Annotated in this window: 24 protein-coding genes and 1 tRNA gene; 14 read left to right on the top strand and 11 right to left on the bottom strand. The window is 73.8% G+C overall.

All coding sequences use genetic code 11. From position 1 onward, the window contains the following. Nucleotides 1–79: 79 nt before the first annotated feature. From metX to GJ743_RS10655, 3 genes are all read right to left on the bottom strand, one after another. Nucleotides 80–1,288 carry a homoserine O-acetyltransferase MetX gene (gene metX / locus GJ743_RS10665; protein WP_155051891.1) on the bottom strand — a complete coding sequence of 403 codons (1,209 nt, stop codon included), beginning with the start codon at nucleotides 1,286–1,288 and terminating at the stop codon, nucleotides 80–82. Nucleotides 1,289–1,402: 114 nt separating this feature from the next. Next, complete coding sequence (locus tag GJ743_RS10660) at nucleotides 1,403–2,728, bottom strand: bifunctional o-acetylhomoserine/o-acetylserine sulfhydrylase (protein WP_155051890.1); 1,326 nt, start codon at nucleotides 2,726–2,728, stop codon at nucleotides 1,403–1,405. Between the two features lie 99 nt (nucleotides 2,729–2,827). Next, nucleotides 2,828–4,036: an acyltransferase family protein gene (locus tag GJ743_RS10655; protein ID WP_196216980.1), complete on the bottom strand. Its 1,209-nt coding sequence runs from the start codon at nucleotides 4,034–4,036 to the stop codon at nucleotides 2,828–2,830. A gap of 70 nt (nucleotides 4,037–4,106) precedes the next feature. Here GJ743_RS10655 and GJ743_RS10650 point away from each other — a divergent pair, with 70 nt between their 5' ends. The 12 genes from GJ743_RS10650 to GJ743_RS10595 all read left to right on the top strand — a co-directional run bounded on the left by GJ743_RS10650 (nucleotide 4,107) and on the right by GJ743_RS10595 (nucleotide 14,946). Further along, nucleotides 4,107–4,895, top strand: coding sequence for an SDR family NAD(P)-dependent oxidoreductase (locus tag GJ743_RS10650; protein WP_155051888.1), 789 nt, complete (start codon nucleotides 4,107–4,109; stop codon nucleotides 4,893–4,895). Next, a complete protein-coding gene (locus GJ743_RS10645) occupies nucleotides 4,892–5,650 on the top strand; it encodes a potassium channel family protein (protein WP_155051887.1) in 759 nt (252 codons plus the stop codon). Before GJ743_RS10650 ends, GJ743_RS10645 begins: the two co-directional genes overlap by 4 nt. Nucleotides 5,651–5,660: 10 nt before the next feature. Then, nucleotides 5,661–6,185 carry a phosphoribosyltransferase gene (locus GJ743_RS10640; protein ID WP_155051886.1) on the top strand — a complete coding sequence of 175 codons (525 nt, stop codon included), beginning with the start codon at nucleotides 5,661–5,663 and terminating at the stop codon, nucleotides 6,183–6,185. Next, nucleotides 6,182–6,907 carry a Type 1 glutamine amidotransferase-like domain-containing protein gene (locus GJ743_RS10635; RefSeq protein WP_155051885.1) on the top strand — a complete coding sequence of 242 codons (726 nt, stop codon included), beginning with the start codon at nucleotides 6,182–6,184 and terminating at the stop codon, nucleotides 6,905–6,907. Before GJ743_RS10640 ends, GJ743_RS10635 begins: the two co-directional genes overlap by 4 nt. Then, nucleotides 6,907–7,599 carry a uracil-DNA glycosylase gene (locus GJ743_RS10630; RefSeq protein WP_155051884.1) on the top strand — a complete coding sequence of 231 codons (693 nt, stop codon included), beginning with the start codon at nucleotides 6,907–6,909 and terminating at the stop codon, nucleotides 7,597–7,599. The genes GJ743_RS10635 and GJ743_RS10630 overlap by 1 nt, the downstream gene beginning before the upstream one ends. Before the next feature lie 49 nt (nucleotides 7,600–7,648). Beyond that, nucleotides 7,649–8,227 carry a GNAT family N-acetyltransferase gene (locus tag GJ743_RS10625; RefSeq protein WP_155051883.1) on the top strand — a complete coding sequence of 193 codons (579 nt, stop codon included), beginning with the start codon at nucleotides 7,649–7,651 and terminating at the stop codon, nucleotides 8,225–8,227. Nucleotides 8,228–8,302: 75 nt separating this feature from the next. Then, nucleotides 8,303–9,739, top strand: a complete 1,437-nt coding sequence (locus GJ743_RS10620; protein WP_328289062.1) for an amidase — start codon at nucleotides 8,303–8,305, stop codon at nucleotides 9,737–9,739. 80 nt (nucleotides 9,740–9,819) lie between these two features. Continuing rightward, complete coding sequence (locus GJ743_RS10615; RefSeq protein ID WP_155051882.1) at nucleotides 9,820–10,812, top strand: siderophore-interacting protein; 993 nt, start codon at nucleotides 9,820–9,822, stop codon at nucleotides 10,810–10,812. Beyond that, on the top strand, nucleotides 10,809–11,888 hold the full coding sequence (locus GJ743_RS10610) for a FecCD family ABC transporter permease (protein WP_328289061.1): 1,080 nt from the start codon (nucleotides 10,809–10,811) through the stop codon (nucleotides 11,886–11,888). Before GJ743_RS10615 ends, GJ743_RS10610 begins: the two co-directional genes overlap by 4 nt. After that, the gene (locus tag GJ743_RS10605; protein ID WP_155051881.1) at nucleotides 11,888–13,009 is read left to right on the top strand and encodes a FecCD family ABC transporter permease; all 1,122 of its coding nucleotides are present in this window, start codon (nucleotides 11,888–11,890) and stop codon (nucleotides 13,007–13,009) included. Before GJ743_RS10610 ends, GJ743_RS10605 begins: the two co-directional genes overlap by 1 nt. Further along, entirely contained in the window at nucleotides 13,006–13,842 is an 837-nt protein-coding gene (locus tag GJ743_RS10600) for an ABC transporter ATP-binding protein (protein WP_155051880.1), read from the top strand. Before GJ743_RS10605 ends, GJ743_RS10600 begins: the two co-directional genes overlap by 4 nt. 72 nt (nucleotides 13,843–13,914) lie before the next feature. Further along, entirely contained in the window at nucleotides 13,915–14,946 is a 1,032-nt protein-coding gene (locus GJ743_RS10595; RefSeq protein WP_328289060.1) for an iron-siderophore ABC transporter substrate-binding protein, read from the top strand. A gap of 71 nt (nucleotides 14,947–15,017) precedes the next feature. Here the strand turns inward: GJ743_RS10595 and GJ743_RS10590 are convergent, their stop codons facing one another. From GJ743_RS10590 to GJ743_RS10555, 8 genes are all read right to left on the bottom strand, one after another. Continuing rightward, nucleotides 15,018–15,416 carry a Fe-S oxidoreductase gene (locus GJ743_RS10590; protein WP_155051879.1) on the bottom strand — a complete coding sequence of 133 codons (399 nt, stop codon included), beginning with the start codon at nucleotides 15,414–15,416 and terminating at the stop codon, nucleotides 15,018–15,020. Next, entirely contained in the window at nucleotides 15,413–16,912 is a 1,500-nt protein-coding gene (locus tag GJ743_RS10585; RefSeq protein ID WP_155051878.1) for a dihydrolipoyl dehydrogenase family protein, read from the bottom strand. The genes GJ743_RS10590 and GJ743_RS10585 overlap by 4 nt, the downstream gene beginning before the upstream one ends. A gap of 95 nt (nucleotides 16,913–17,007) precedes the next feature. Beyond that, complete coding sequence (locus GJ743_RS10580; protein ID WP_155051877.1) at nucleotides 17,008–17,850, bottom strand: arginase family protein; 843 nt, start codon at nucleotides 17,848–17,850, stop codon at nucleotides 17,008–17,010. Between the two features lie 89 nt (nucleotides 17,851–17,939). Further along, nucleotides 17,940–18,536: a DnaJ domain-containing protein gene (locus GJ743_RS20365; protein ID WP_196216978.1), complete on the bottom strand. Its 597-nt coding sequence runs from the start codon at nucleotides 18,534–18,536 to the stop codon at nucleotides 17,940–17,942. 121 nt (nucleotides 18,537–18,657) lie between these two features. After that, nucleotides 18,658–19,395 (bottom strand): PspA/IM30 family protein, encoded by a 738-nt coding sequence (locus GJ743_RS10570; RefSeq protein WP_155051875.1) that lies wholly within the window; start codon nucleotides 19,393–19,395, stop codon nucleotides 18,658–18,660. Between the two features lie 55 nt (nucleotides 19,396–19,450). After that, nucleotides 19,451–21,472 carry a TPM domain-containing protein gene (locus tag GJ743_RS19990; protein WP_155051874.1) on the bottom strand — a complete coding sequence of 674 codons (2,022 nt, stop codon included), beginning with the start codon at nucleotides 21,470–21,472 and terminating at the stop codon, nucleotides 19,451–19,453. 193 nt (nucleotides 21,473–21,665) lie between these two features. Further along, nucleotides 21,666–21,738, bottom strand: a tRNA-Arg gene (locus GJ743_RS10560). Between the two features lie 64 nt (nucleotides 21,739–21,802). Beyond that, entirely contained in the window at nucleotides 21,803–22,435 is a 633-nt protein-coding gene (locus GJ743_RS10555) for an iron ABC transporter ATP-binding protein (protein ID WP_155051873.1), read from the bottom strand. A 40-nt stretch (nucleotides 22,436–22,475) separates the two neighbouring features. Between GJ743_RS10555 and GJ743_RS10550 the strand changes: the two genes are divergently transcribed. Beyond that, nucleotides 22,476–24,149: an arginine--tRNA ligase gene (locus tag GJ743_RS10550; protein WP_328289059.1), complete on the top strand. Its 1,674-nt coding sequence runs from the start codon at nucleotides 22,476–22,478 to the stop codon at nucleotides 24,147–24,149. Between the two features lie 10 nt (nucleotides 24,150–24,159). Then, nucleotides 24,160–24,966, top strand: coding sequence for an LmeA family phospholipid-binding protein (locus GJ743_RS10545; RefSeq protein ID WP_155051872.1), 807 nt, complete (start codon nucleotides 24,160–24,162; stop codon nucleotides 24,964–24,966). The last annotated feature ends 116 nt before the right edge of the window (nucleotides 24,967–25,082 follow it).

Below are 25,082 nucleotides of genomic sequence, written 5' to 3'. Positions count from 1 at the left end.
GTCCTTCTCGAAGATAGCTCAGAACGTCCCCCGTATGCGGGACAGAAGGCCTGAAGCGGGGTGCGAAGTCCGGATCCGGTCAGGACGCGAGGAGCCGGCGGAGCTCTGCGGCGACGGCGTCGTCCTCGATGAGGAACGCGTCGTGGCCGTAGTCGGAACGCAGGACCACCGGCTCGTCGCCGTGGATCGCGTTCCGGACTCCGGCGGCGATCTCGCGCTGGCCCTCGAGCGAGAAGTAGCGGTCGCTGTCGATGCCGAGCACGAGCGTCGTCGCCTCGATGCGGCCCAGTGCCGCGGCGACGCCCCCGCGACCGCGCCCGATGTCGTGCGAGTTCATGGCCTCGGTGAGCACGAGGTAGCTGTTCGCATCGAACCGTCGGGTGAACTTGTTGCCGTGGAAGTCGAGGTACGACTCGACCGCGAAGCGCCCTCCGCCGCCGAGGGGATCGAGCTCGGACTGCCAGCCGCGTTCGAAGCGCTGGTTGAGCTCGACGGGCGTGCGGTAGTTCAGCATCGCCATCCGGCGGGCGAGCGCGAGGCCGCGTGTGGGGCCCTCGCCGTCGGGGGCGTCGTAGTACGCCCCGCCTCGGAACGCGGGGTCGCTGCGGACCGCCTCGAGCTGCACGGAGTTCAGTGCGATCTGGTCGGCGGTCGTCGCTGCCGGGGCCGCGAGCACGGCGATGCGCTCGACCGACTCCGGTGCCATGAGCGCCCACTCGAGCACGTGCATCGCGCCCATGGAGCCGCCGACGACGGCCGCGAACCGCTCGATGCCGAGGCCGCGGGCGAACGCCGCCTGCGCGGCGACCTGGTCGCGGATCGTGAGGAACGGGAACCGCGCCCCCCACTCCACGCCGTCGGGCGCGAGCGAGGCGGGACCCGTCGAGCCCTGGCATCCGCCCAGCACGTTCGGCGCCACCACGAACGAGCGGTCGGTGTCGATGGCGCGGCCGGGACCGACGACGCCCGGCCACCACCCCGCGCTCGCGTGGGCAGGGCCCGCGGGACCGATCACGTGGCTGTCACCCGTGAGCGCGTGGAGGACGAGGACCGCGTTGTCGCGCGCGGGCGAGAGCGTGCCCCACGTCTCGTAGGCGATGCGGACGTCGGGGAGGACCTGGCCCGACTCGAGCTCGAGCGCGCCGACCCTCGCGAATCGACGGTCGCCGACCGGGTCGCCCTCGCGCCAGGCGCCCGTCGCGGGCGCGCGCCCGGCGAGCTGGTGGGCGGCGCGGGCCTCGGGCACGACGCTCGCGGGCACCGTCTCCGAGGTCGTCTGCCAGTCCATGCTCCGATTCTCCCCGACCCGGTCGGCGGCCGCGGCACTGTTACGCCGGGCCGGAAGACGACGGATGCCGCGCCCCTCGCGGGACGCGGCATCCGTGTCGTCTGCGCTCGGGTGCTAGACCCGGGCGGCCTCGCTCGCCCGGCGCGCGGCCGCGAGGCCGGCCTCGAGATCGGCCTTCAGGTCGTCGACGTTCTCGATGCCCACCGAGAGTCGGACGAGCCCGGGGGTGACGCCGGTCGTGAGCTGCTGCTCGGGCGTCAGCTGCGAGTGCGTCGTCGAGGCCGGGTGGATGACGAGCGAACGGACGTCGCCGATGTTCGCGAGGTGGCTGAACAGCGACAGGTTGTCCACGAGCGCCCGGCCGGCGTCCACGCCGCCCTTCAGCTCGAACGAGAGCACCGCGCCGACGCCCTTTGGGGCGTAGGTGTTCGCCGCCGCGTACCACGGGCTCGAGGGCAGGCCCGAGTAGTTCACGTGCGCGACGTCGGGGTGGCGGTCGAGCCACTCCGCGATCTCCTGCGCGTTCTGCGTGTGCCGCTCGACGCGGAGCGAGAGCGTCTCGATGCCCTGGATGAGCTGCCACGCGCTCGCCGGGGCGATCGACGCGCCGAGGTCGCGGAGCAGCTGGACGCGCGCCTTGATGATGAACGCGAGCGCATCGCCCACCGCCGCCGTGTAGCTCGCGCCGTGGTACGACGGGTCGGGCTCGGTGAGGCCGGGGAACTTCTCGACGTTCTTCGACCACTCGAAGCGGCCGCCGTCGACGATGACGCCGCCGATGACCGTGCCGTGGCCGCCGAGGAACTTCGTCGCCGAGTGGATCACGATGTCGGCGCCGTGCTCGAACGGGCGGATGAGGTAGGGCGTCGCGATCGTGTTGTCGACGATGAGCGGAATGCCGGCCTCGTGCGCGATGCCCGAGACGAGCCCGATGTCGAGGATGTTGATCTTCGGGTTGCCGATGGTCTCGGCGAAGAACAGCTTCGTGTTCGGGCGGACCGCGCGACGCCACTCGTCGGCGTCGTCCTGGTTCTCGACGAACGTCGTCTCGATGCCGAGCTTGGCGAGCGTGTACTTGAACAGGTTGTACGTGCCGCCGTAGATCGAGCTCGACGAGACGATGTGGTCGCCGGCCTGCGCGATGTTCAGCACCGCGAACGTCTCGGCCGCCTGCCCCGACGCCACGAGCAGGGCGCCGCTGCCGCCCTCGAGCGCGGCGAGGCGCTCCTCGACGACCGCCTGCGTGGGGTTCATGATGCGCGTGTAGATGTTGCCGAACTCGGCCAGCGCGAAGAGGTTCTGCGCGTGCTCGGCCGAGTCGAAGACGTAGGACGTGGTCTGGTAGATCGGCGTCGCGCGGGCCTTGGTCACCGGGTCGGGCGCGGCGCCCGAGTGGACCTGCTTGGTCTCGAATCGCCAGTCGGCGGCGTGGTCGGCCATGTGGGACTCCTTCACGAAACGGGGGTGCGGTCTCCGCCGCATCCGTCGCCCACGGTACGTCCGGCCCGGCGGGGCCTCAACGAACCCCGCAACACGGCGTCATTCGCGCGCGCCGGGGCCCGGATCCCGTCGCGGGGGCGACGGCGGCGCGGGTGGCGCGGGCGGCGCGGGCGGCGCCGTCGGCCCGGCATCGGGCAGCGGCGGCAGCGCGTCGGGCGGGAGCACGAGCGTTCCGGTGGCGGTCGAGGGCTCGGGGCGGAACAGCCACCGCGCGCGCGGCTCCACGAGCGGGCGGAAGACGCGCCGCACGGGCTTCAGCGAGAGCACGACCGAGACGCCGATGCAGAACACGATCATCGCCGGGAGCACCCACCAGGGCTGCTCGCCCTCGAGGATCGGCGTCTCCCTGAGCGGGAACAGCACGAACGAGTGCAGCAGGTAGATGTACATCGTGGCGCTGCCGAACGCCGTGAACGGCGTCGTCCGCCGCGGCATGAGGACGAGGAACGCCACCGCGAGCAGCATCGCGAGCAGCAGCAGGAAGAGCCGGATGGCGCCCGACCACGGCTCGTCGTAGCCGATCGCCTCGTACGACTCGTCGTAGAGCATGAAGCGGCGGAGCCTGAGGTCGCGCCAGGTCTCGATCGCCATGGGCAGCACGACGAGGAGGACCGAGAAGAGCGCGATGGCGCCCGTCCGCCAGCGCCAGGTCGCGGCGGTCGACAGGTCGAGCCAGCGGTCGGTGATGCGCCACTGCCGGAGCTTCCAGCCGAAGACGAAGAAGGGGAACATGCCGAACGTGCGCGTGAGCGCGAGCGTGGAGTCGATCTCGACGGCGTAGCCGGCGCCGATCGAGATCGCGATCGCGATGAGGAGCGGGAAGCGCAGCAGGACCAGGTAGGGCAGGGCGATCCGCCAGATCGCGAGGGCGATGAGGAACCACAGGGTCCACGACGCCGTCGTGTAGTCGAGCACGAAGTCCCCGCCGAGCGCGAACCGGATCACCGTCCAGATCGTCTCGAAGATGAAGTACGGGAAGACGATGTCGGTGAGGACCTGCCGCATCGCCCGGGCGTTCGGCGGTCCCGACTTGGCGAAGTAGCCGGAGACCGTGACGAACACCGCGACGTGGAAGGAGTAGATGAAGAGGTAGACGCTGTAGGCCGCGTCGTCCTCGGCGATGAGCGGCAGGATGCCGTGGCCGATCACGACGAGCGTGATCGCGATCCATCTGGCGTTGTCCCAGAGCGGTACGCGCCGCTTGCGGTGCGGCGGGCGGTGGGCATGGGGCGTGGTGGTCGGCTCCATCCGCCCATTCTCCCGCACCGGCCGTCGGCGGCGCGTCGGCCTCGGCACGGTCCTCCGGCAGAATGTCGGCATGGATCAGTTGCGCGCAGTGGTCACGGGAGCGAGTTCGGGCATCGGGGCCGCGACGGTGCGCGGCCTCGTGGCCGCAGGCTGGGACGTCGTCGCCGTCGCGCGTCGCGGTGAACGCCTGGCCGAACTCGCCCGCGAGACCGGTGCCGAACCGTTCGTCGCCGACGTGACGAGCGATGCGGATGTCGCCGCGCTCGCGGAGCACGTCGCCGCGACCGGCGGCGTCCACGCGCTCGTGAACAACGCCGGCGGCGCGAAGGGGCTCGCGTCGGTCGAGGAGTCCGACCTCGACGACTGGGCGTGGATGTTCGAGGTCAACGTGCTCGGCCTGAAGCGGGTCACGAGCGCACTGCTCCCGCACCTCCGGCGGGGCGCGGTCGACCGGGGCGTCGCCGACATCGTGAACGTCACCTCGATCGCCGGACACGTGGCCTACGTCGGCGGCGGCGGGTACAACGCCGCGAAGTTCGCCGCGCACGCGGTCACCGAGGTGCTGCGCCTCGAGCTGAACGGCGAGCCGATCCGCGTGGTCGAGGTCGCCCCCGGGATGGTGCGGACCGACGAGTTCGCACTCGTCCGGTTCGGCGGCGACCGGGCCCGTGCCGACGCGGTGTACGACGGCGTCCCCGAGCCGCTCGTCGCGGAGGACATCGCGGGCGTGATCGTCGACGCGATGTCGAAGCCGCGGCACGTCGACCTCGACCTCATCGTCGTCAAGCCCGTCGCCCAGGCGGCGCCGTACCGGCTCGCGAAGGGCGAACTGGTCGTGAAGGCGGAGCCGGGCGCATGAGGATCGGGCTGGTCGAGCGGCGCCATCGCTGGGTCGACCGCACGGCGGCGGTGCTGGCGATCCTCGGCTTCCTCTTCGTCGCGGCGTACACCGTCTCGGTCCTCGCTCCCGACTTCGCCGGCGAGTGGCGCCACGTCATCAACGCGATCCTCATCATCACGTGGGTGGCCTTCCTCGTCGACTTCATCGTCCGGCTCGTCCTGACGCCGGCCGGCGAGCGATGGCGCTACACGTGGCAGCACCCGATCGAGTTCCTCTCCGTGCTGATCCCCGTGTTCCGGGCGCTCCGCGCCGTGACGCTCCTCCGCCACATCCCCGCGCTGCAGCGACGGACCGCCGACACCGTCCGTGCGAACTTCGTCATCACCTCCGTCGTCTACGCGGCGATGTACGTCTTCTTCATCGCCCTCGCAACCCTGCAGGCCGAGCGGGACGCGCCAGGTGCGACGATCACGAACTTCGGGGACGCGCTCTGGTGGGCGGTCGTCACGCTCACGACCGTCGGCTACGGCGACACCTACCCGGTCACGACGCTCGGGCGCACCTGGGCGGTGTTCCTCATGATCGGCGGCATCGCGATCGTCGGCGTCGCGTCCGCGACGATCATCTCCGTGCTGAACGAGCGCCTGAGCGCGCTCCGCCACGGCGGGCCGCCAGGCGGCTCCGCGCTCGCCGAGCGCGAGGGGCTCGTGGCCGACGACCTCGAGGTGCCGGAGACCGGGTCGGCCGCCGATGGCGGCGAGGCGGGCCGGTAGCCTGACGGGCATGACCTTCGACGCGAACGACGCCGCGACCGACGCCGACGGGATCCGGCGCGAGATCCTCTCCTGGGACGACTTCGGCGACGCCGCGCGCTCGCTCGCGGCCGACGTGCTCGGCTCGGGGTTCCGGCCCGACGTGGTGATCGCGATCGCGCGCGGCGGGCTGCTCCTCGCGGGAGCCATCGCCTACGCGCTCGGCACCAAGTCGTGCGGCTCGATCAACGTGGAGTTCTACACGGGCGTCGACGAGCGACTGCCCGAGCCGGTGCTGCACCCGCCGATGCTCGACGCTCCGGCGCTCGCCGGTCGCCGCGTGCTCCTCGTCGACGACGTCTCCGACTCCGGCCGGACGCTGCGAAAGGTCGTCGACCTGCTCTCGGACGCCGGCGCCGAGGTGCGCAGCGCGACGCTGTACACGAAGTCCCACACCGTGCTCGCGCCCGACTACGACTACCGGCGGACCGACGACTGGATCATCTTCCCGTGGTCGGCGCTGCCGCCCGTCGAGGGGCCGGAGGCGACCCGATGAGCATCCACCTCGTCGGGGGCGGCGCCACCGAGCGCTCGGATGCCGCGCTGTACGCGCCGTTCGTCGCGGAGGCCGCCCGGCGGGCGGCGGCAGCGGGCCGCGGACGACCGCGCATCGCCGTGATCTCGCTGCATCCCGAGGCGGGGGAGAAGGCCGCGGCACTGGCGGAACTCCTCGCCGTCGCCGGAGGCGGCACGGAGATCGAGCCGCAGCCGACGGTGTGGCGACCAGGCGAGCCGATCGGGCTCGCGGCGATCGCCGGGGTCGACGGCGTCGCCGTGGGCGGGGGCGTCGTCGAAGACGTCCGAGCCGGACTCGAGCCCGTGTTCGGCGAGCTGCGCCGACTGGTCGCCGACGGCGTGCCGTACCTCGGCGTCTCGGCGGGCGCGATGATCGCGTCGGAGGGTTCGTTCGGGAGCGGATCGCGCATCGGCGGAGTGCCGGTCGCGCCCGAGGATCCGGAGGAACCGGGCGCAGAGCTGGAGATCGAGGCCGGCCTGGGGCTGGTCGACGTGGCGATCGAGGTGCACGTCGCACAGCGCGGCATGCTCTCGCGGCTGGTCGCCGCGGTCGAATCCGGGCTCGTCGCCGGAGGCCTCGGCATCGACGAGCGCACGGCGCTGATCGTGGGCGACGGCGGCCTCCGAGTGGAGGGTGCGGGCAGCGTCTGGCGCGTCCTGCCGGCAGACCAGGGCGTTCTCGTCTCCACGATCGGGGTCTGATGGGCCGCACGCTTCCCGAGCTCGCCGACGCGGGCCTCATCGACGCGACCTGGGCAGAGGCGCTCGCCCCGGTCGCGGGCGACATCGCGCACCTCGGGGAACTCCTTCGCGCCGAGGCGGCCGCGGGGCGCGGCTACCTCCCGGCGGGCGACGCGGTGCTCCGCGCGTTCCGCCAGCCGGTGCCCGACGTGCGCGTCCTCATCGTCGGCCAGGATCCGTATCCCACCCCGGGGCACCCGATCGGCCTGTCGTTCGCCGTCGAGCGGCACGTCCGGCCCCTGCCGCGGAGCCTCGCGAACATCTACCGCGAGCTCTCCGACGACCTCGGCATCCCGCCGGCCGCGCACGGCGACCTCGGCGCGTGGAGCACGCACGGCGTCATGCTGCTGAACCGGGTCCTCACGGTCCGGCCGGGGGAACCGGCCTCGCACCGCGGCATGGGCTGGGAGCGCGTGACCGACCACGCCATCGGCACGCTCGTCGCACGCGGCGGGCCGCTCGTGGCGATCCTCTGGGGTCGCGATGCGCAGTCCCTCGCGCCGCGACTCGGCGACGTGCCCCGCATCGAGTCGGCCCACCCCAGTCCGCTGTCGGCGAGCCGCGGGTTCTTCGGTTCGCGGCCGTTCAGCCGGGCGAACGAGCTGCTGGTCGCGCAGGGCGGCGAGCCCGTCGACTGGGCGATCCCGGCCTGACGCGCCCCCGCGTCATCCGTTCGCAACGTCGCGCGCGTAGCATGGCGGGATGCTCGAGGAGGAATACCAGGCGCGCCGGGCCCTGCCGCGGCACCTGCGCAAGCCCGAGGAGCCCGAGGCCCCGTTCTCCTTCGAGATCCGTCCCGCGCGACCGGCCGACCTGCCCGCGGTGCGCGAGATCTACAACTACTACGTCGCGAACTCGACCGTCACGTTCGACGAGGACGCGATGTCGCTGCGGGAGTGGAAGCAGAAGTACTCCTACCTGAGCCGGCTCGGCATGCCCTTCCTGGTCGCCGAGTCGCCCACCGGGCAGCTGCTCGGCTACGCGCTGGTGTCGCCGTGGAAGCAGAAGCGCGCGTACCGGTACACCGTCGAGAACTCGATCTACCTCGGCCCCGCGGCATCCGGCAAGGGCCTCGGGCGGGCGCTGCTCGCCGCCCTCATCGACGCGTCGAAGGCGGCCGGGCTGAAGGAGATGATCGCCGTCATCGCCGACCAGGGCGCCGACGCGTCGATCCGGCTCCACGAGCGGTTCGGCTTCCACGAGATCGGGCGCATGGGCCGGGTCGGCTTCAAGTTCGACCGCTGGCTCGGCACGGTGCTGCTGCAGAAGACCCTGAAGTAGCGGATGCCGCGGGCCGGCGCCGCGCGAGGCGCTCGACCCGTGCTGCGCCGGGCTCGCGGTGCGTAGGCTCGGGTGGTGGCCGACCTGCACGAGGACCTGCACGAGTACACCGCACTGGAGCTGCACCAGCTCCTGCAACGCGGTGAGGTGACGCCGCTCGAGGCGACCGAGCACTACCTCGGCCGGATCGAGCGGCTCGACCACGAGGTCGGGGCCTTCGCGCTGGTGACGCCGGATGCGGCTCGCGAGCGGGCCGGGCTCGTGCAGCGCGATCTCGCGCACGCCGCGCCGCTCTGGGGCATGCCGCTCGCCGACAAGGACCTGCACCCCCGCGCGGGCGTGGTGACGGCCTTCGGGTCCCGCGCGTTCGCGGGCGACGTGCCCGACGCGTCGGACGACCTCGTCCGGGACGTCGACGCCGCCGGCGCCGTGAGCCTCGGCAAGACCGCGACGCCCGAGTTCGGCCTGCCGTCGTACACGGAGCCGCTCGCGGGCCGTGCCGCGCGCAATCCGTGGGACCTCTCGCTCGGGGCGGGGGGCTCGAGCGGCGGTGCGGCGGCCGCGGTCGCCGCGGGCCTGCTGCCATTCGCGCCCGGCAGCGACGGCGGGGGATCGGTGCGCATCCCGGCAGCCTCGTGCGGGCTCGTCGGCGTGAAGCCGTCGCGCGGGCGAGTTCCGTCGGGTTCCGGCATCGATCGCCTGGCCGGCCTCGGCGTCGTCGGCCCGCTGGCGCGCACGGTCGCCGACGCGGCGCTGCTGCTCGACGGTCTCATCGCGCCGCGGGGGTACCCGGCGAGCCATCCGTTCGCGCTGCGCGCCCCGGGCGAGGACGGACCCTACCTCGGGGCGGCCGTCCGCGGCGAGGGGCGGTTCCAGGTGGGGGTGATGCTCGACACGCCGTGGGACGAGTTCGCCGAGATCCGCGTCGACGACGAGCCGCGCGCCGCGCTCGAGCGCGCGATCGCCCTCCTCGACCGGATGGGCCACGGGGTCGAGGAACTGCCGCCGTCGTCCGAGCCCGGGTATCCGGCGGCGTTCCGCACGATCTGGCAGGCCGGCGCGGCCGGCATCGCGGTTCCGCCCGGTACGGAGGACTCGCTCGAGCCGCTGACGCGCTGGCTCGTCGAACGCGGCCGGGAGCGGACCGCGGGCGAGCTCGCCGAGGCGCTGGGCTGGCTCACGGGGTTCGAGCGCCGGACCATCGCCCGCTTCGCCGCGTTCGACGCGGTGCTGCCCCCCGCGCTCGCGATGACCCCGCGGCCCGTCGGCTGGTACGACGCCGACGACGCGGAGGAGAACTTCGCGCAGCAGGTGCGGTTCACGCCGTACACCTCGTTCGTCAACGTCGCGGGGCTGCCCGCGCTGACGCTGCCGGTGCACGACACCGAGGCCGGACTGCCCATGGGCGTCCAGCTCATCGGTCGCCCCGGCGGCGAGGCGACGCTCTTCGCGCTCGCGGCGCAGCTCGAACGGGCCGCGCGGCGCGGTCGGCGCCGCCCGCCCGTGTGGTGACGGATGCCGCGTCCGCGCCGGTCGGGGCGTGACGCGTCGCCGGGTGTCATCCGCCCGCGCCCGTGTGCAAGACTTAGGTAATGCTTACCTCACTCGCCGAAGCCGAAGCCGCGACCGCGACCGCACCCGCACCCGCGCGACCGCGTCCGGCCTACCGCGGCTTCCGCGCGAGCGTCGCGCGGGTCCGGCGCCTGTCGGAGCACTTCACGCGCGTCACCTTCGCGGGTGAGGAACTCGCCGAGTTCGGCACGGCCGGCCTCGATCAGCGGGTGAAGGTCGTCCTGCCGCTCGACGGCTCCGGATTCGAGCACTTCCCCGAGGGCGAGGACTGGTACGCCGCGTGGCGGGAGCTTCCCGCCGAGCAGCGCAATCCGTTCCGCACCTATACGATCCGGGGCGTGCGCCCCGAGCTTTGCGAGGTCGACGTCGACTTCGTGGCGCACGGCGACACCGGCCCCGGCTCGGCGTGGGCCACTCGCGCCGAGCCAGGCGACGAGATCGTGCTCGTCGGCCCCGACGAGCTGAGCGATGGCCGTACGATCGGCATCGACTGGCGCCCGGGCGCGGTCGACACCGTCCTGCTCGCGGGCGACGAGACCGCTGCACCTGCGATCTGCGCGATCCTCGAGTCGCTCCCCGCCGACGCCGAGGGTGCCGCGATCATCGAGGTCCCGAGCGCCGACGACGTGCTCGAGGTCGCCGCACCGGCCGGTGTCGAGGTGCGCTGGCTGCCGCGCACCGGCGCGCAGGCGCACGGCGAACGACTCGTCCCCGCGGTCCGCGACTGGGTCGCGCGCACCTGCTGGCTCCGCGACTGCGCCGACCCGGCCTCGGCGGCCGCCGAGTCCGCGCGCCGGACGCTCGCCGAGCTCGAGGCCGCCGCCGACGCCGACGGCATCCTGTGGGACGTGCCCGAGGGCACGAGCCTCGACGGCGACTGCTATGCCTGGCTCGCGGGCGAGGCATCCGTCATCACCGCGCTCCGCCGCTTCCTCGTGCGCGAGGCCGGTCTCGACCGGCGCCAGGTCGCGTTCATGGGGTACTGGCGGCGGGGCCGCGCCGAACTGGCGTGAACGCGACCCCGATCCCGGCGACGGACGCGACCCCGGTCGCGCCGCCCGCGCGACCCGCCGCCGTCGACCGCACCGCGGCGAGCGGGCGGTCGCACTCCGCGCGCCCCGTCGCGGTGCTCGTCGGGAGCGCCGTCGCACTCCTCGTGGTGGTCGCCGCGAGCCTCGCGCTCGGCGTCCGGACGATCGACCCGGGCGAGGTCTGGCAGGCGCTGGTCGCTCCCGACCTCGCCGACCCCGACCAGGCCGTCGTGGTGCAACTGCGGATCCCGCGCACCGTGATCGGCCTCGCGGCCGGCCTCGCGCTCGGGCTCGCCGGCACGCTCATCCAGGGCGTGACGCGCAACCCGATCGCCGATCCCGGGCTCCTCGGGATCAACGCGGGTGCGTCGCTCGCCGTCGTGCTCTGCATCTCGCTGCTCGGCGTGACCGCGCCGCTCGGCTTCATCTGGTTCGCGTTCGCGGGCGCGACGGTCGCGGCCGCGACCGTCTTCGCGATCGGCGGCGCGCGACCGGTCCGGCTCGCGCTCGTCGGGGCGGCGCTGACGGCGCTGCTCACGCCGCTCATCGCGCTCGTGCTGCTGCGCGACACCGAGGCGTTCAACCAGTACCGCTTCTGGGCGGTCGGCTCCCTCACCGGACGCGACCTGTCGACCGTCGCCGCGCTGTGGCCCTTCCTGGCGGTCGGCGTCGTGCTCGCCGCGGTGCTCGCCCACCGGTTCAACCTGCTCGCGCTCGGCGACGACGTCGCCGCCGCCCTGGGGCAGCGCGTCGGCGTCACGCGCGGCGCCGCCGGCATCGCGCTGGTCCTCCTCTGCGGCACCGCGGTCGCGCTCGCCGGCCCGATCGCGCTCGTCGGGCTCGTCGTACCGCATGCCGCGCGCCGACTCGTCGGCAGCGACTACCGGTGGATCACCGCGCTCGCGGTGCTCCTCGGGCCGATCATGCTGCTCTCCGCCGACGTGATCGGGCGCCTCGTCGTGCCGAACTCGGAGCTCGAGGCCGGGGTCGTGGCCGCGTTCCTCGGCGCGCCGATGCTCATCGCGATCGCGCGGAGCCGACGGGTGGCCGGGCTCTGATGGCCGCGCTCCGAGCCGGTCGGGCCTCCGCGGAGCCGGGCACGCGCGCCGTGCGCTCGGCCGGGGTCGCCGTCGCCGGTCCCTCAGCCGACGCCGCCGGGGTCGCCGCCGCCGTCGCCGCCGCCCGCGGCGAGGACCGCCGGCGCCGAGTGCTCGTCGTGGTGGTCGGCGCGGCCGTCGCCGCGGCCGTCGCGCTCGCGGCGTTGTCGTTCGGCGCAGCCGGCGTGACGCCCGATCGCGTGCTCGCGGTGCTCCTCGGCGGCGGGGACCGCATCGACCGCTTCGTCGTCTTCGAGCTGCGGCTCCCGCGCATCCTCGCCGCGCTCGTCGTGGGCGTGGCCTTCGCGCTCGCCGGTGCGGTCTTCCAGGCGACGCTGCGCAACCCGTTGGCGAGTCCCGACATCCTGGGCATCTCCGCCGGGGCGAGCCTCGGCGCGGTCTGGGCGATCCTCGGACTCGGGGCCGGCGGCGCGATCGTCGCGGGTTCCGCCTTCGGCGGCGGACTCGTCGTCGCGATCGTGATCTGGCTCGCCGCCTGGCGCCGGGGACTGCACGGCGTGCGGTTCGTGCTCGTCGGCGTCGGCATGGCCTACCTCTGCGGGTCGAGCGTCGCGTGGCTGCTCGCACGTGCCGAGGTGCGCGAGGCGCAGACGGCGCTGCACTGGACGGTGGGCAGCGTGGCCGACGTCCGCGGCGACGAGCTCTGGCTCCTCGCCGTCGGCACCGCGGTGTGCGGGGCCGCGCTGGTGGTCCTGTCGAAGGCGCTCCGGCCGCTGGCGCTGGGCGACGATCATGCCCGCGCTCTCGGGGTCCGGGCGGATGCCGCTCGCGTCGCGCTCCTCGTCGTCGCCGTCGCGCTCGTCGCGCTCGCGACCTCGGTCGCCGGGCCGGTCGCCTTCGTCGCCCTGATCGCGCCCGCCGTCGCGCGCCGGCTCGCGGGTCGCGGGGGAGCGGCGATCGCCTCGGCCGCGGTCGTGGGCGGCGTGCTCACGCTCGGCGCAGACGTCGCCGGCCAGTTCGCGATCCCCGGCTTCACCGCACCGCTCGGCATCGTGACCGGCGTGATCGGCGCACCGTACCTGTTGTGGCTGCTGGCCCGTACCGAGAGGACCCGCGCATGAGCGCCCTTCCCGTTCCCGCGCCCGCGTCGGCCGAGGGGCTCGTCGCCCAGGGCGTCAGCCTCGGCTACGACGGCCGGCGGGTCATCGATTCGCTCGACCTCGCGATCCCGTCCGGCCGCATCACGGCGATCGTCGGCCCGAACGCCTGCGGCAAGTCGACGCTGCTCCGGGGACTCGCCCGGCTGCATCCCCTCGAGGCCGGCCGCGTCGTGCTCGACGGCCGTGACGTGGGGCGGATGCCGCGTCGCGACCTCGCGCGTCGCGTCGGCGTCCTGCCCCAGTCCTCGATCGCCCCCGACGGCGTGCGGGTCGCCGACCTCGTCGCGCGCGGCAGGTTCCCGCACCAGGGCTGGTTCGGCCGGCACTCGAGCGACGACGACGCGGTGGTCGCTGAGGCGCTCGTCGCCACCGGCATCCCCGACCTCGCCGAGCGACCGATCGAGGAGCTCTCCGGCGGGCAGCGACAGCGCGTGTGGATCGCGATGGTGCTCGCCCAGCAGACCGACCTCGTGCTGCTCGACGAGCCGACCACCTTCCTCGACGTCGCGCACCAGCTGGAGCTGCTCGACCTCCTGACCGCCCTCAATCGCGAGCGCGGAACCACCGTCGTCATGGTGCTGCACGAGCTGAACCTCGCCGCGCGCTACGCCGATCACCTGGTGGTGATGTCGGCGGGGCGCATCGTGGCCGAGGGGGAGCCGAACGCCGTGCTGACCGCCGGAACCGTGCGCGAGGCGTTCGGCCTGGAGTCGCACGTGATCGCCGACCCGGTGTCGGGGACCCCGTTGGTGGTGCCGATCGGACGGTTCCACTCGGTCGATGACCGCGCGTGACGCGTGGTGTGCGGTGCATGCGAACTTAGGTTAGCCTTGCCTTATCAATCTCCCCCGAACCTAGGAGCATCCGTGCGTCTTCGACGTTCCCTGATCGCCGTGGCCGGCGCCGCCGTCACCGCGCTCGCCCTGTCCGCCTGCTCGGGCGGCGCCGCCGAGTCGTCCGAGGGCGGCTCCGACGCCGCGGCCGCGGAGGGCTTCCCGATCACGATCGAGCACGCCCTCGGCGAGACGGTCGTCGAGGAGGCGCCCGAGCGCGTCGCGACCTGGGGCTGGGGCTCCACCGAGGCCGCGATCGCCGTCGGCGTGTACCCGGTCGCCATCGCCGAGCAGGCCTGGACCGTGGGCGAGGGCAACTACCTGCCCTGGGTCGAGGCGGCGTACGAGGAGGCCGGCGAGGAGCTGCCCGCGCTCATCCCCGACCCCGAGGGCGGCGCGACCATCCCCTACGAGGAGTTCATCGCGGCCGAGCCCGACCTGATCCTCGCCCCGTACTCCGGCATCACCGAGGAGCAGTACGACACGCTCTCCGAGATCGCGCCGGTCGTGGCCTACCCCGAGGCGCCCTGGACCACCCCGTGGGACCAGACCATCGAGATCACCGCCGAGGCGCTCGGCCGTGCCGACGAGGGCGACGCGGTCCTGCAGGACATCGCCGACGGCCTCGCCGAGCAGGCCGCCGAGCACCCCGACTTCGCGGGCACGACCTTCGCCGGCGTGTGGGACGGCGATGGCTTCGTCTACGTCTACACGGCCGCCGACTCGCGCATCGAGGTGCTGACCGAGATCGGGCTCGAGGTCGCCCCGAGCGTCTCCGAGCTCGACACCAGCGACGGCGGCTTCTTCTACGAGCTGAGCTACGAGCAGCTCGACCAGCTCGACGCCGACGTGATCGTCAGCTACCACAGCACGAAGGAGGAGGCCGACGCCTTCCTCGTCAAGCCCGAACTGCAGGCGATCCCCGCGGTCGCAGCGGGCAGGGTGGCGCAGGTCTACGACCCCGTGACGGTCTCGTCGGTCTCGCCCCCCACCGCGCTGAGCTTCGACTGGGAGGGCGGACTGCCCGCACTCGTCGAGGCCATCGCGGGCGTTGTCGAGCAGTGATCGAGCGCTGACGGCCGGAGGGCCGGGTTCCCAGCGGAGCCCGGCCCTCCGTCGTCGTCGGCGTCTCCGCCTCAGCCCTCGCGCGACCGCGTGCGCCGACGCCGCAGGTACCCGCCCGCTTCGAGGCCGGCCTCGATCTCGAAGCGGTTGGTCAGCGGGTTCCGCCCCGCCATCCAGTACAGGATCGGGAAGAGCAGGCCGTACGTGCGCCACTGCTCCCGGTGGACGACCTCGTGGCCGAGGACGGTGTCGGAGTGGTTCCGATCGGTCAGGTAGCAGCCGCCGACGCACGAGCCGCCGCGCCCGAACGTCCAGCGCGGCATTCCGCTGAACACGATGAGGCCGTGGCGCACCTCGATGCGGCCCCGGCTCCAGAGGAACCCCCACGCGAAGCCGACCGTGGTCGCCCACCAGTAGCCCGCGACGCTGATGGGGGAGTCGGTGAGCCGGACGCGCACCGTCCGGTTCATCCGCCGACCTCCGGACGGCCGTCGGCCTCGAGCAGCCGCAACCAGACCTCGCTCATCGTGGGGAACGCCGGCACGGCGTGCCACAGCCGCCGGACGGGCACCTCGCCGACGATCGCGATGGTGGCCTGGTGCACGAGCTCCGCGACATCCGGCCCCACGAACGTCGCACCGACCACGACGTCGCGCTCGTCGTCGATGACGAGCCGTGCGCGGCCCTCGTAGTCGTCGGCCAGGATGCCCGCGCCGGTCACGCTCGAGAAGGCGACCTCGGGCGTGCGCACGGCGAGCCCGCGCGCTGCGGCGCGGGCGGCGGTGAGGCCCACCGATCCGACCTCGGGGTCGGCGAAGACGACGCTCGGCACGGCGACCGAGTCGGCGGTCGCCGTGTGGATGCCGTACCGCCCCGCGTCGACCGGACGGCCGAGGGCGCGCGCCGCGATGACGTCGCCGGCCGCGCGGCCCTGGTACTTGCCCTGGTGCGTGAACGACGCGCGCCCCGTCACGTCGCCGACGGCGTACAGCCAGGGCATGCGCTCGGGCCGGTCGCCGTCGCCGTCGTCGACGTCGTTCCGGGCGGCCGCGGATGCCTCGTCGAGGCCGACCACGGCGAGCGTGTCGTCGACCGTGATCGACGACCCCGGCTCGAGGCCGACCGCCTCGACGCCGATCCCCGTCGATCGCGGGCGCCGGCCGGTCGCGACGAGCACCTCGTCGGCCGTGACCGTCCCGCCGTCGTCGAGCTCGATCACGACGGCATCCGTCTCGTCGCGGCTCACGCGCACCGGGCTCGCACCCTGCCGGAGCTCGACCCCGAGCGCACGCAGGCCGTCCGCGACGGCCTCGCCGGCGAACGGCTCCATGCCGCCGAGGAGCCCGTGCCGGACGATCATCGTGGTCCGCGTGCCGAAGCCGGCGTAGAGGGTCGCCATCTCGACCGCGACGACGCCGCCGCCGATGATCGCGAGCCGGGCCGGCACGTTCCGCACTCCCGTGGCGTCGCGGCTGATCCACGGGCGCGCGTCGGCGAGGCCGGGCACGTCCGGAACCACCGGCTCCGACCCGGTGCACACGGCCACCGCATGGCGTGCGACGAGCACCTCGTCGGCACCGCCGTCCGGCGGGGTGACGACGACCCGGCGCTCGCCCTGGAGGCGGCCGTGCCCGCGGACGAGGACGGCGCCGACGCTCTCGAGCCACGCCACCGCGTTGCGGTCGTCCCAGTCGGAGACCCAGTAGTCGCGCCGGGCGAGCGTCTCGGCGACGTCGACGTCGCCCGTGACCGCGTCGGACGCGCCACGGACCCGTCGCGCGGCACGCAGCGCCGCACCGCTGCGCAGCAGCGTCTTCGACGGCACGCACGCCCAGTACGAGCATTCGCCGCCCACGAGCTCGTGCTCGACGACGGCGACCTCGAGGCCCGCGGCGCGGGCCCGATCCACGACGTTCTCGCCGACCGGTCCTGCACCGAGGACGACGAGGTCGAACTCCCTGGCCATGCGCGCTCCCTCCTCCGGCCGGAGGACGCGCCGACCGGCCACCACGCCAGCCTAGGGAGCGGACGCCGCGGAGGCGAGGATCGGGGCGCGACCGGTCAGGACGCGCCCGACGAGAGCGCGCCGATGAGTCGGAGGATCGTCGGCAGGTCGTCGAGGGCCGCCTCGGCGGAGGACGGCGCGAAGCCCGCGATCGACGCGCCCGCGAGCGGGACCCGGGCGACGACGGTCCGCACGAGCGCGACCAGTTCGTCCGGATCGGCGCCGAACGGCAGCGGGTAGGACAGCCCGGAGATCGCGGACGGATCGAGCACGTCGAGGTCGACGTGGACGTACACCCGGGAGGCCCCGGTCGCGACGATCGCGTCGACGACCGCGTCGGGCTCGCCGAACCGCTCCACGTCGACCATCGCGATGCCGTGCTCGTCGATGAAGGCCTGCTCGCCGGCATCGAGCGCGCGAACCCCGCCGAGGACGAGCCGGGACGGTGAGATCCGCTCGCCGTCCGCAAGGGCCAGCCCGTCGGCGCCCTCGCCCGCGATGGCACGGAGCACCATGCCGTTGAACGCGCCCGACGGGCTCGTCTCGGGGGAGTTGAGATCGGGGTGGGCGTCGAGCCAGAGCACCGCGAGCGAGTCGGGATCGCCCGCCGCGGCCGTCGCGACGGAGGCCAGCGCGATGCCGCAGTCGCCGCCGATCGCGATCGGCGTGCGCCCGAGTCCCTGCATGGCCTCGCGCATGCGATCGCCGACCCGCCGCAGGGCGCTGTAGCGGTGCACGCCGGTGCCGAGCGCGTCGCCGGCCTCCACGGGCACGTCGACGAGAACGGTGGCGGCGGAGGGGAGGTCTCCGCTGATGGCGTGCGCCCCGTCGGCGTGGCTCATCGCGCGCGCGGAGACGGAACCCTGCCACTCGGGGACGACGACGAAGGCGGCCGGCATGGTTCCCAGTATGTGCCTCGCGGCATCCGTGCGGAAGCGATGGTCGGACGCCGGGGGCGGACCGAGCCGAGTCCGGTGCGTGGTCGTCGTCAGTCCTGGTCGGGGAACCGCACGAGGCCGGCCTGGACGGCGATGCCCACCGACGCGATCGCCATGAAGCCGAGCCCGAGCAGGGAGGCGACGGTGGTCGACGCGATCACCGCGATGGCGCTGAGACCGAGCAGCACCAGCGTCGCCCACCAGGCCCACCGCTTCCGGGTGAGCCCCGTCGCGAGCGCGGCGGCGACGAGCAGGGCGAGCCGACCCCAGAGGTCGAGCGGGGTGAGGACGGGCGTCGTCGACGTCGACAGGAGCGCGCCCACGAGGAGCAGGAGGGTCCAGGTCGCGAACAGTCGCCGGCTGAACGGACGGAGCGGGACCGAGCGGGGCGGCCCGGCCGGATGCTCGACGACGATGCGCCCGGTCGGGCGGTCGTCGCTCGTGCCCGACTGCGCCTCCGAGAGCAGCCGGTAGGCGCGCGCGACCTCGATGAACCGCGCGCTCGCGTCGCGCATGTCGGCGTCCGGCGCACCGACGTAGCGGTCGGGGTGCAGCTCGCGCGCGAGCCGCCGGTAGGCCCGATCGAGCTCCGCCTGGCCGGCGCCAGGCTCGACCCCGAGCACGCGCGCCGCCTCGTCGGGGGTCATGCTCCGCACCTCCCTCGTGAGCGGAGAGCTCGGGCCGGGCGCCCGGCCGTCGGCGCCGGGGGCTGCGGATGCCGCGGGGTCGCCGTCGCTGCGGCGGCGCCCCCGCGGCATCCGCCCCCGATCAGGAACCGGAGATCTGGCCCTGGGCGCCCCCGGTCTTCAGCGCGGCGAGCCGCGCCTCGACCTCGGTCAGCTCGCCGAGGTCCTCGAGCTCGTTGAACTGCGCGTCGATGCTGGATGCGGCGAGCTCGGCCTGCCCGCGCGCCTTCGCCTCCTCGCGGCGCACCTTGTCCTCGAAGCGCCCGAGCTCGCTGGTCGGGTCGAGGATGTCGATCGACTTCACGGCCTCGTGCACCTGCTGCTGCGCGGCGGCCGTCTTCGACCGCGCGATGAGCTCGCTGCGCTTGTTCTTCAGCTCGACGAGCTTCTGCTTCATGCCGTTCAGCCCGGACTTGAGCTTCTCGACGACCTCGGTCTGGGCGGCGATCTGCGGCTCGGCGGCGCGCGCCTCGTTCTCGGAGGAGATCTGCCGGCTGAGCGCGACCTTGGCGAGGTTGTCGAACTTGTCGGCGCCCGCGGTGTCGCCCGCGGTGCGGAGCTCGTCGGCCTTCCGGCTCGCGGCGAGGGCCTTGTCGCCCCATTCGCGCGCGGCGGTGACGTCTTCGCGATGGTCGTCCTCGAGGAGGCGCAGGTTGCCGATGGTCTCGGCGATCGCGGCCTCGGCGTCGGCGATCGAGTTCGTGAAGTCGCGGACCATCTGGTCGAGCATGACCTCCGGGTCCTCCGCCTGGTCGATGAGCGCGTTGATGTTGGCTCGCAGGAGCTGCGAGATCCGTCCGAAGATGGACTGCTTGGTCATCGGTGTGTCCTTCCGTGTGGTGATCGAACTGGGTCGTGCTGGTCGAAGCGGCGCGTCAGAAGCGGCCCCCGCTCCCGCGCCTCGAGCGCGTCGCGGATCCGCCGAAGCTCCCGGGTGCGCGTCGGCCGCCGCCGAAGCCGCCCGACGCGCGGCCGCCCCCGAATCCGCCGGGAGCGCCGCCGCCGAATCCGCCGCTCCGCCCGCCGCCGAGCATCGAGTCGATGAGGATGCCCCCGAGGACCGCGCCGAAGATGTCGCCCCCGCTCGCACCGCGGCCCGACGGGGCCCCGAATCCGCCCGGGCCGCCCGAGGAGCCGCCGAACCCGCCGCCGAATCCGCCGACATCCTGCTGCGCGAGCGACATCGCCTGGCCGGCGAGCTGGTCGGCGCGCTGCGCCGCGGCGAGGGCCCGGGCGGCGTCGGTCACGGCGAGCGACTGCGCTTCGACCACGAGCCGGCCGGCCTCGGCGAGGCGCGTGCGCGCCTCCGCGCCGATCGCGCCGCGTCGCGCGACGAGGTAGTCCTCGGCAGCCTGCACGCGCGAGCGAGCGGCGAGCAGGGTGCGGTCGAGCTCGGCCCGTGCGCGCTCGGCCTGCACCGCGGCGTCGCGCGCGCCCTGGATCGCCGCGTCGATCTCGCGGTTGACCGCGTCGAGGCGTGCCGCGAGTTCGTGGGGGGAACGCCCCGCTCGGCCGAGGTCGGCGCGCAGTGCGCCGGCCTCGGCCTCCACGCGGTCGGCGAGGGCGACGAGGGCCGCGTCGGACATGCCGCGAGCCGTGCGGACGTCGGCATCGAGGTCGTCGACGCCGGCCGCGACGGCGCGGTCGCCGTCGTCGAGGTCGGCCGCGAGCCGCTCGACCGCGGCCGCGAGGAGGCGGGCCTGGTCGGCGGCCTCCTCCGCGGCGCGGATGTCGACGGCGGCGGCACCGGTCTCGCCGCGCCCGACCGCCGACGAGGCCTCGGCGGCGGAGTCGCGGGCGAACGCGATGCGCGCGCGCGCCTGCTCGGGGTTGTCGGCGACGGAGGCGAGCGCTGCGGTGCTGTACTGCGCGGAGAGCGCCTGCAGCCGCGCGGCGGCGGGGCCGATCGCGGCTTCGGCGTCGCGGATCGCCTCCTCCACCCGGGCGAGCGCCTGCGGCGCGTTCTGCTCCAGGGCCCGCAGTGCGTCGAAGCGCTCGGCCTGCGCGTCGAGCAGCGCCTCCGCCTCGTCGGTCAGGCGGAGGATGCCGGTGTACCACTCGCGCTGCTGCGGCTCGGTGTCGGGCTCGTGGTCGTCGAGTCGCTGCTGCAGTCCGAAGGCCTCGCGGACCTTCGAGGTCGCGGTGGCGAGCGCGGTGCGGAAGTAGGCTGCGGACTCCTCGCCGAAGGAGGCGACCGCGAAGCCGAGCTCCTCCTCGCTCGTCTTGAGGGCGTCGTCCGCGGCGATGAGCGCGCCGCCCGCCTGTCGGCGGAGCTCCTCGATCGGAACCGCGGGCGGACCCTGGGCCGGCTCCGCGCCGTGCCGGCTGCGTCTCCGGGCGAGCACGATCGCCACCACGATCGCCGCCGCCGCGACGACGAGCAGCACGATCCACAGCCATCCGAGGCCACCGCCCGGCGTGCCGCCTCCGCCGATCGCCTCGGCACCGGCGATCGCGGCGGCGGCCCAGTCGCCGTCGCGCAGGTGCGGCTCGATGACCTGCACCGCGATGCGATCGACCTCGTCGGCCGACAACGACGCGTCCTCCGCGGCGGAGAGGTGGTAGGCCCGACCGTCGATCGCGACCGCGAGCAGGTAGTCCTCGCTGCCCATGTTGTTGTCGTTGGCGGTCTCGGTCGCCCAGGACCCTGCGTCGGACGGGTCGTCGAACTCGCCGACGTACGCCACGAACAACTGGCGACCGGTCTCGTCGGCCGCCTCGTCGATCGCCGCCTCGACGTCGGCCGCCTCGTCGGCCGTCAGCGCGCCGACCGTGTCGACGATCGGGCTCGCACCGAACTCGACCGGCTGCTCGGCGTACGCGATCGCGGGCACGTGGAGCAGCGTCGAGACGATCAGGACGGCGAACGCGATCGAACCCGTGCGAACCGACCGCATGCGACAGTGCCCTTCCCCTCGGAGCCGATGTTCGGAGTCTATTGGGGCGCCCCGACGAGCGTCCACGACTCCGAGCGGACGCTCAGCAGCCCGCGATCGCGGCCGACGCGGCAGGGCGGCGGAGGGCCTGCGCCCCGGACACGGAACGAGCCCGGGCCCTCAGCTGACTGAGTGGACCGGGCTCTTCACGACGTGCCCCCGGAGGGATTCGAACCCCCGACCTACGGTACCGGAAACCGGCGCTCTATCCCCTGAGCTACGGAGGCGCACAGCAGGAAACACTACCACCTGCGCGGGTCGACGGCGCACGCCGACGAGCCGTCGAGGACCTCAGCCGACGACGTTCGCGATGACGTCGGCGACGAGGTCCTGCGCGTCGCCGGGCTCGAAGAGCACGGGCGACTCGACCACGATCCAGTACCCGTTCGAGAACACCTGTGCCTGGCCCACGCCGCCGGACTGCCGGAAGAAGCCCTCGACCTCGGGCGGCGTGCCGTAGGTGGGCACGGGGTTGGACCGCATGGCGGCGTCGCCGACCTGGAGCTCGTACGCGTGCTCGGGGAGGGTGGCCACGCCGACCTCGATGACCTCGCCGCTGGTCTGGTTGCTCCATCCGCACGCGGTGCCCGACGCGTCGACCACGTCGCCGACCGTCGCCGCGGTCGGGGAGTAGTCGGGGGCGGTCCCGTAGTTGGGGTTGAACGCGTAGACCTGGTCGGCGGTGAGGATCTCGTCGCACGCGACGTCGAACGGGATGGGCTCCTCGGTGGGCTCGGGTTCGACGGTCGGCTCGGCCGGCGCCGTCGGGGCCGCCGATCCGCCGGCGGCGGGCGGCGCCGTCGACTCGGTCGGGGAGGCCGAGGGGTCGGTGCAGGCGGACAGGAGGAGGGCGAGCGCGGACGCCCCGGCGACGGCGAGCGTGACCGGGCGGAGGCGGGGACGGGGGGCGTTCGGGCGCGGCATGCGGGAAACGATAGCAACGGGCGCCCGGTAGGATCTTCGAGTGACTCCCGCCGACCTCTCGCGTGCCCTGTACGACCTCGTCATCGCCCTGGTCGCACGACGACGCGAGGCCGGTGCCGCGGTCGAGCTGAGCCTCGCTCCCGACGCCGTGACGCTCGAGCGTCCGAAGCTCCGCGAGCACGGCGACTGGGCCTCCAGCATCGCCCTCCGCATCGCCAAGCCCCTCGGCGCGAACCCGCGCGAGATCGCGACCGAACTGGCCGCCGGTCTCGCCGAGGTCGACGGCGTCGCGAGCGCCGAGGTCGCCGGTCCCGGCTTCATCAACATCCGACTGGATGCCGCGGCCGCGGGTGCGCTCGCGAAGGCGATCGTCGACGCCGGCACCGCGTACGGCCACGGCGACTCGCTCGCCGGCCGCGTGATCAACCTCGAGTTCGTCTCGGCGAACCCGACGGGCCCGCTGCACATCGGCCACACCAGGTGGGCCGCGCTCGGCGACTCGATCGGCCGCGTGCTCCGTGCGGCGGGCGCGCAGGTCGCGAACGAGTACTACGTCAACGACGCCGGCAACCAGATGGACAACTTCGGCGCCTCGGTGATCGCGGCGGCGAAGGGCGAGCCGACGCCCGAGAACGGCTACCCCGGCCAGTACGTCGCCGACCTCGCCGCCCGGGTGCTCGAGCGCGAGCCGCACCTGCTCGAGCTCGACGACGAGGTGGCGCTGCACACCGCGCGCGAGATCGCCTACGAACTGCAGCTCGCCGAGATCCGCGCGTCGCTCGAGCGCTTCAACGTGCACTTCGACGTGTGGACGAGCGAGCGCGCGCTCCACGCGAAGGACGACGACGGCGTCTCGGCGATCGACGCCGCGGTGGAGCGCCTCCGCGCGCAGGGCCACGTGTTCGACGAGGACGGCGCGGTCTGGGTGCGCACGACCGACTTCGGCGACGACAAGGACCGGGTGATCCGCCGCGCCAACGGCGTCTACACCTACTTCGCGGCCGACGCGGCGTACTACCTCGACAAGGGCGACCGCGGGTTCGAGCACAAGATCTACCTCCTCGGCGCCGACCACCACGGCTACGTGCACCGGCTGAAGGCGCTCGCGGGGGCGGCCGGCGACGACCCCGAGAGAGACATCGAGGTGCTCATCGGCCAGCTCGTGTCGATCAACGGCGCGAAGCTCTCCAAGCGCGCGGGCAACATCATCGAGCTCGACGACCTCCAGGCGTGGCTCGGCACCGACGCGTTGCGCTACACGCTCGCGCGCTATCCGGCCGACTCGCCGCTCGCGATCGACCCCGAGCAGCTGCGCCGCCGCACGAACGACAACCCCGTCTTCTACGTGCAGTACGCGCACGCCCGCACGTCGGCCGTGGCCCGCAACGCCCTCGCCTCCGGCGTCGACCGCTCGGCGTTCGCACCCGAGCTGCTCGAGCACGAGACCGAGTCGGCGCTGCTCGGCGCGCTGCAGGAGTTCCCCCGCATCGTCGCGCAGGCCGCCGAGCTCCGCGAGCCGCACCGCATCGCGCGGTACATCGAGGAGCTCGCAGGCCTCTACCACCGCTGGTACGACAACTGCCGGGTGCTGCCGCTCGGCGACGAGCCGATCGGCGACCTGCACCGCACCCGCCTCTGGCTGAACGACGCGACCGGCCAGGTCATCCGCAACGGCCTCGACCTGCTCGGCGTGTCGGCGCCCGAGCGCATGTAGCCTCGCCCGCATGACCTCGCGCGACGCCGAGACCGTTCCCGTCGAGCCGATGGGCGGGGCGGATGGCGCGCCGCGCCGGTCACGCCGCGGCGGGTGCGCCGTGGTCGTCGTGCTCGTGCTGGTCGCCGTGATCGCGGCGTTGCTCGTCCTCGTCGAGACCGTCGGCCGCGCCATCGCGGAGCGGAACGTCGCCGACTCCATCGAGCAGTCGCTGCCCGAGGGCGTGGAGGGCGAGGTGAGCGTCGACATCCGCGGGTTCTCGGCGCTCTGGCAGGCGATGACCGGGAGCATAGACGAGATGGTCGCCACCGCGCCCGAACTCGTCGTGAACGGCGTTCCGGTCGACGTCACCGTCACCGCGTACGGCGTCCCGCTCGCGGAGGGCGGCACGCTCGAGCGCGGCGAGGTCGAGGCCTCGATCGACGGCGACGCCGTCGACGAGATCGCCGCGTCGCAGGGCATCACCGGCGGGCTGACGCTCGGCGAGGGCACCGTCGCGTACGAGGACGAGACCACGTTCCTCGGCATCCCCATCGGATTCTCGATCACCGCGGAGCCCGAGGCGGCGGGCGATCGCGTGCTCCTCCGGCCCGTCGCGGCCGACATCAGCGCCGGCGGCGGAAGCTTCGACGCGTCGGGCCTCGTCGACCGGATCCTCGGCGGCGACCCGGTCCCGGTCTGCGTGGCCGATCGCCTGCCCGAGGGCGTCGAGGTGTCCGGCATCGACGTCGAGCCCGACCTCGTGACCGTGCGCCTCGAGGCGAGCGGGCTGCCGCTCGCCGAGGAGACCCTCGCGACCACGGGCACGTGCGGCTGACCACGGCGCTCGCGGAGTCGGCTGCGCCGGGCCGCGCGCGCGTCGCCGGGTGTCGTCGCCGATTCGGCCACCGCGCCGGGCGTCGGTAGACTCGCCCGTACGCCGCCCCACAAGGG

It is taken from the genome of Agromyces bracchium (assembly GCF_009709675.1).
In the GTDB taxonomy this organism is placed as follows: Bacteria; Actinomycetota; Actinomycetes; order Actinomycetales; family Microbacteriaceae; genus Agromyces; species Agromyces bracchium.
Note: the sequence above shows the minus strand (reverse complement) of the source record. Positions and strands in the feature narration are given on the sequence as shown.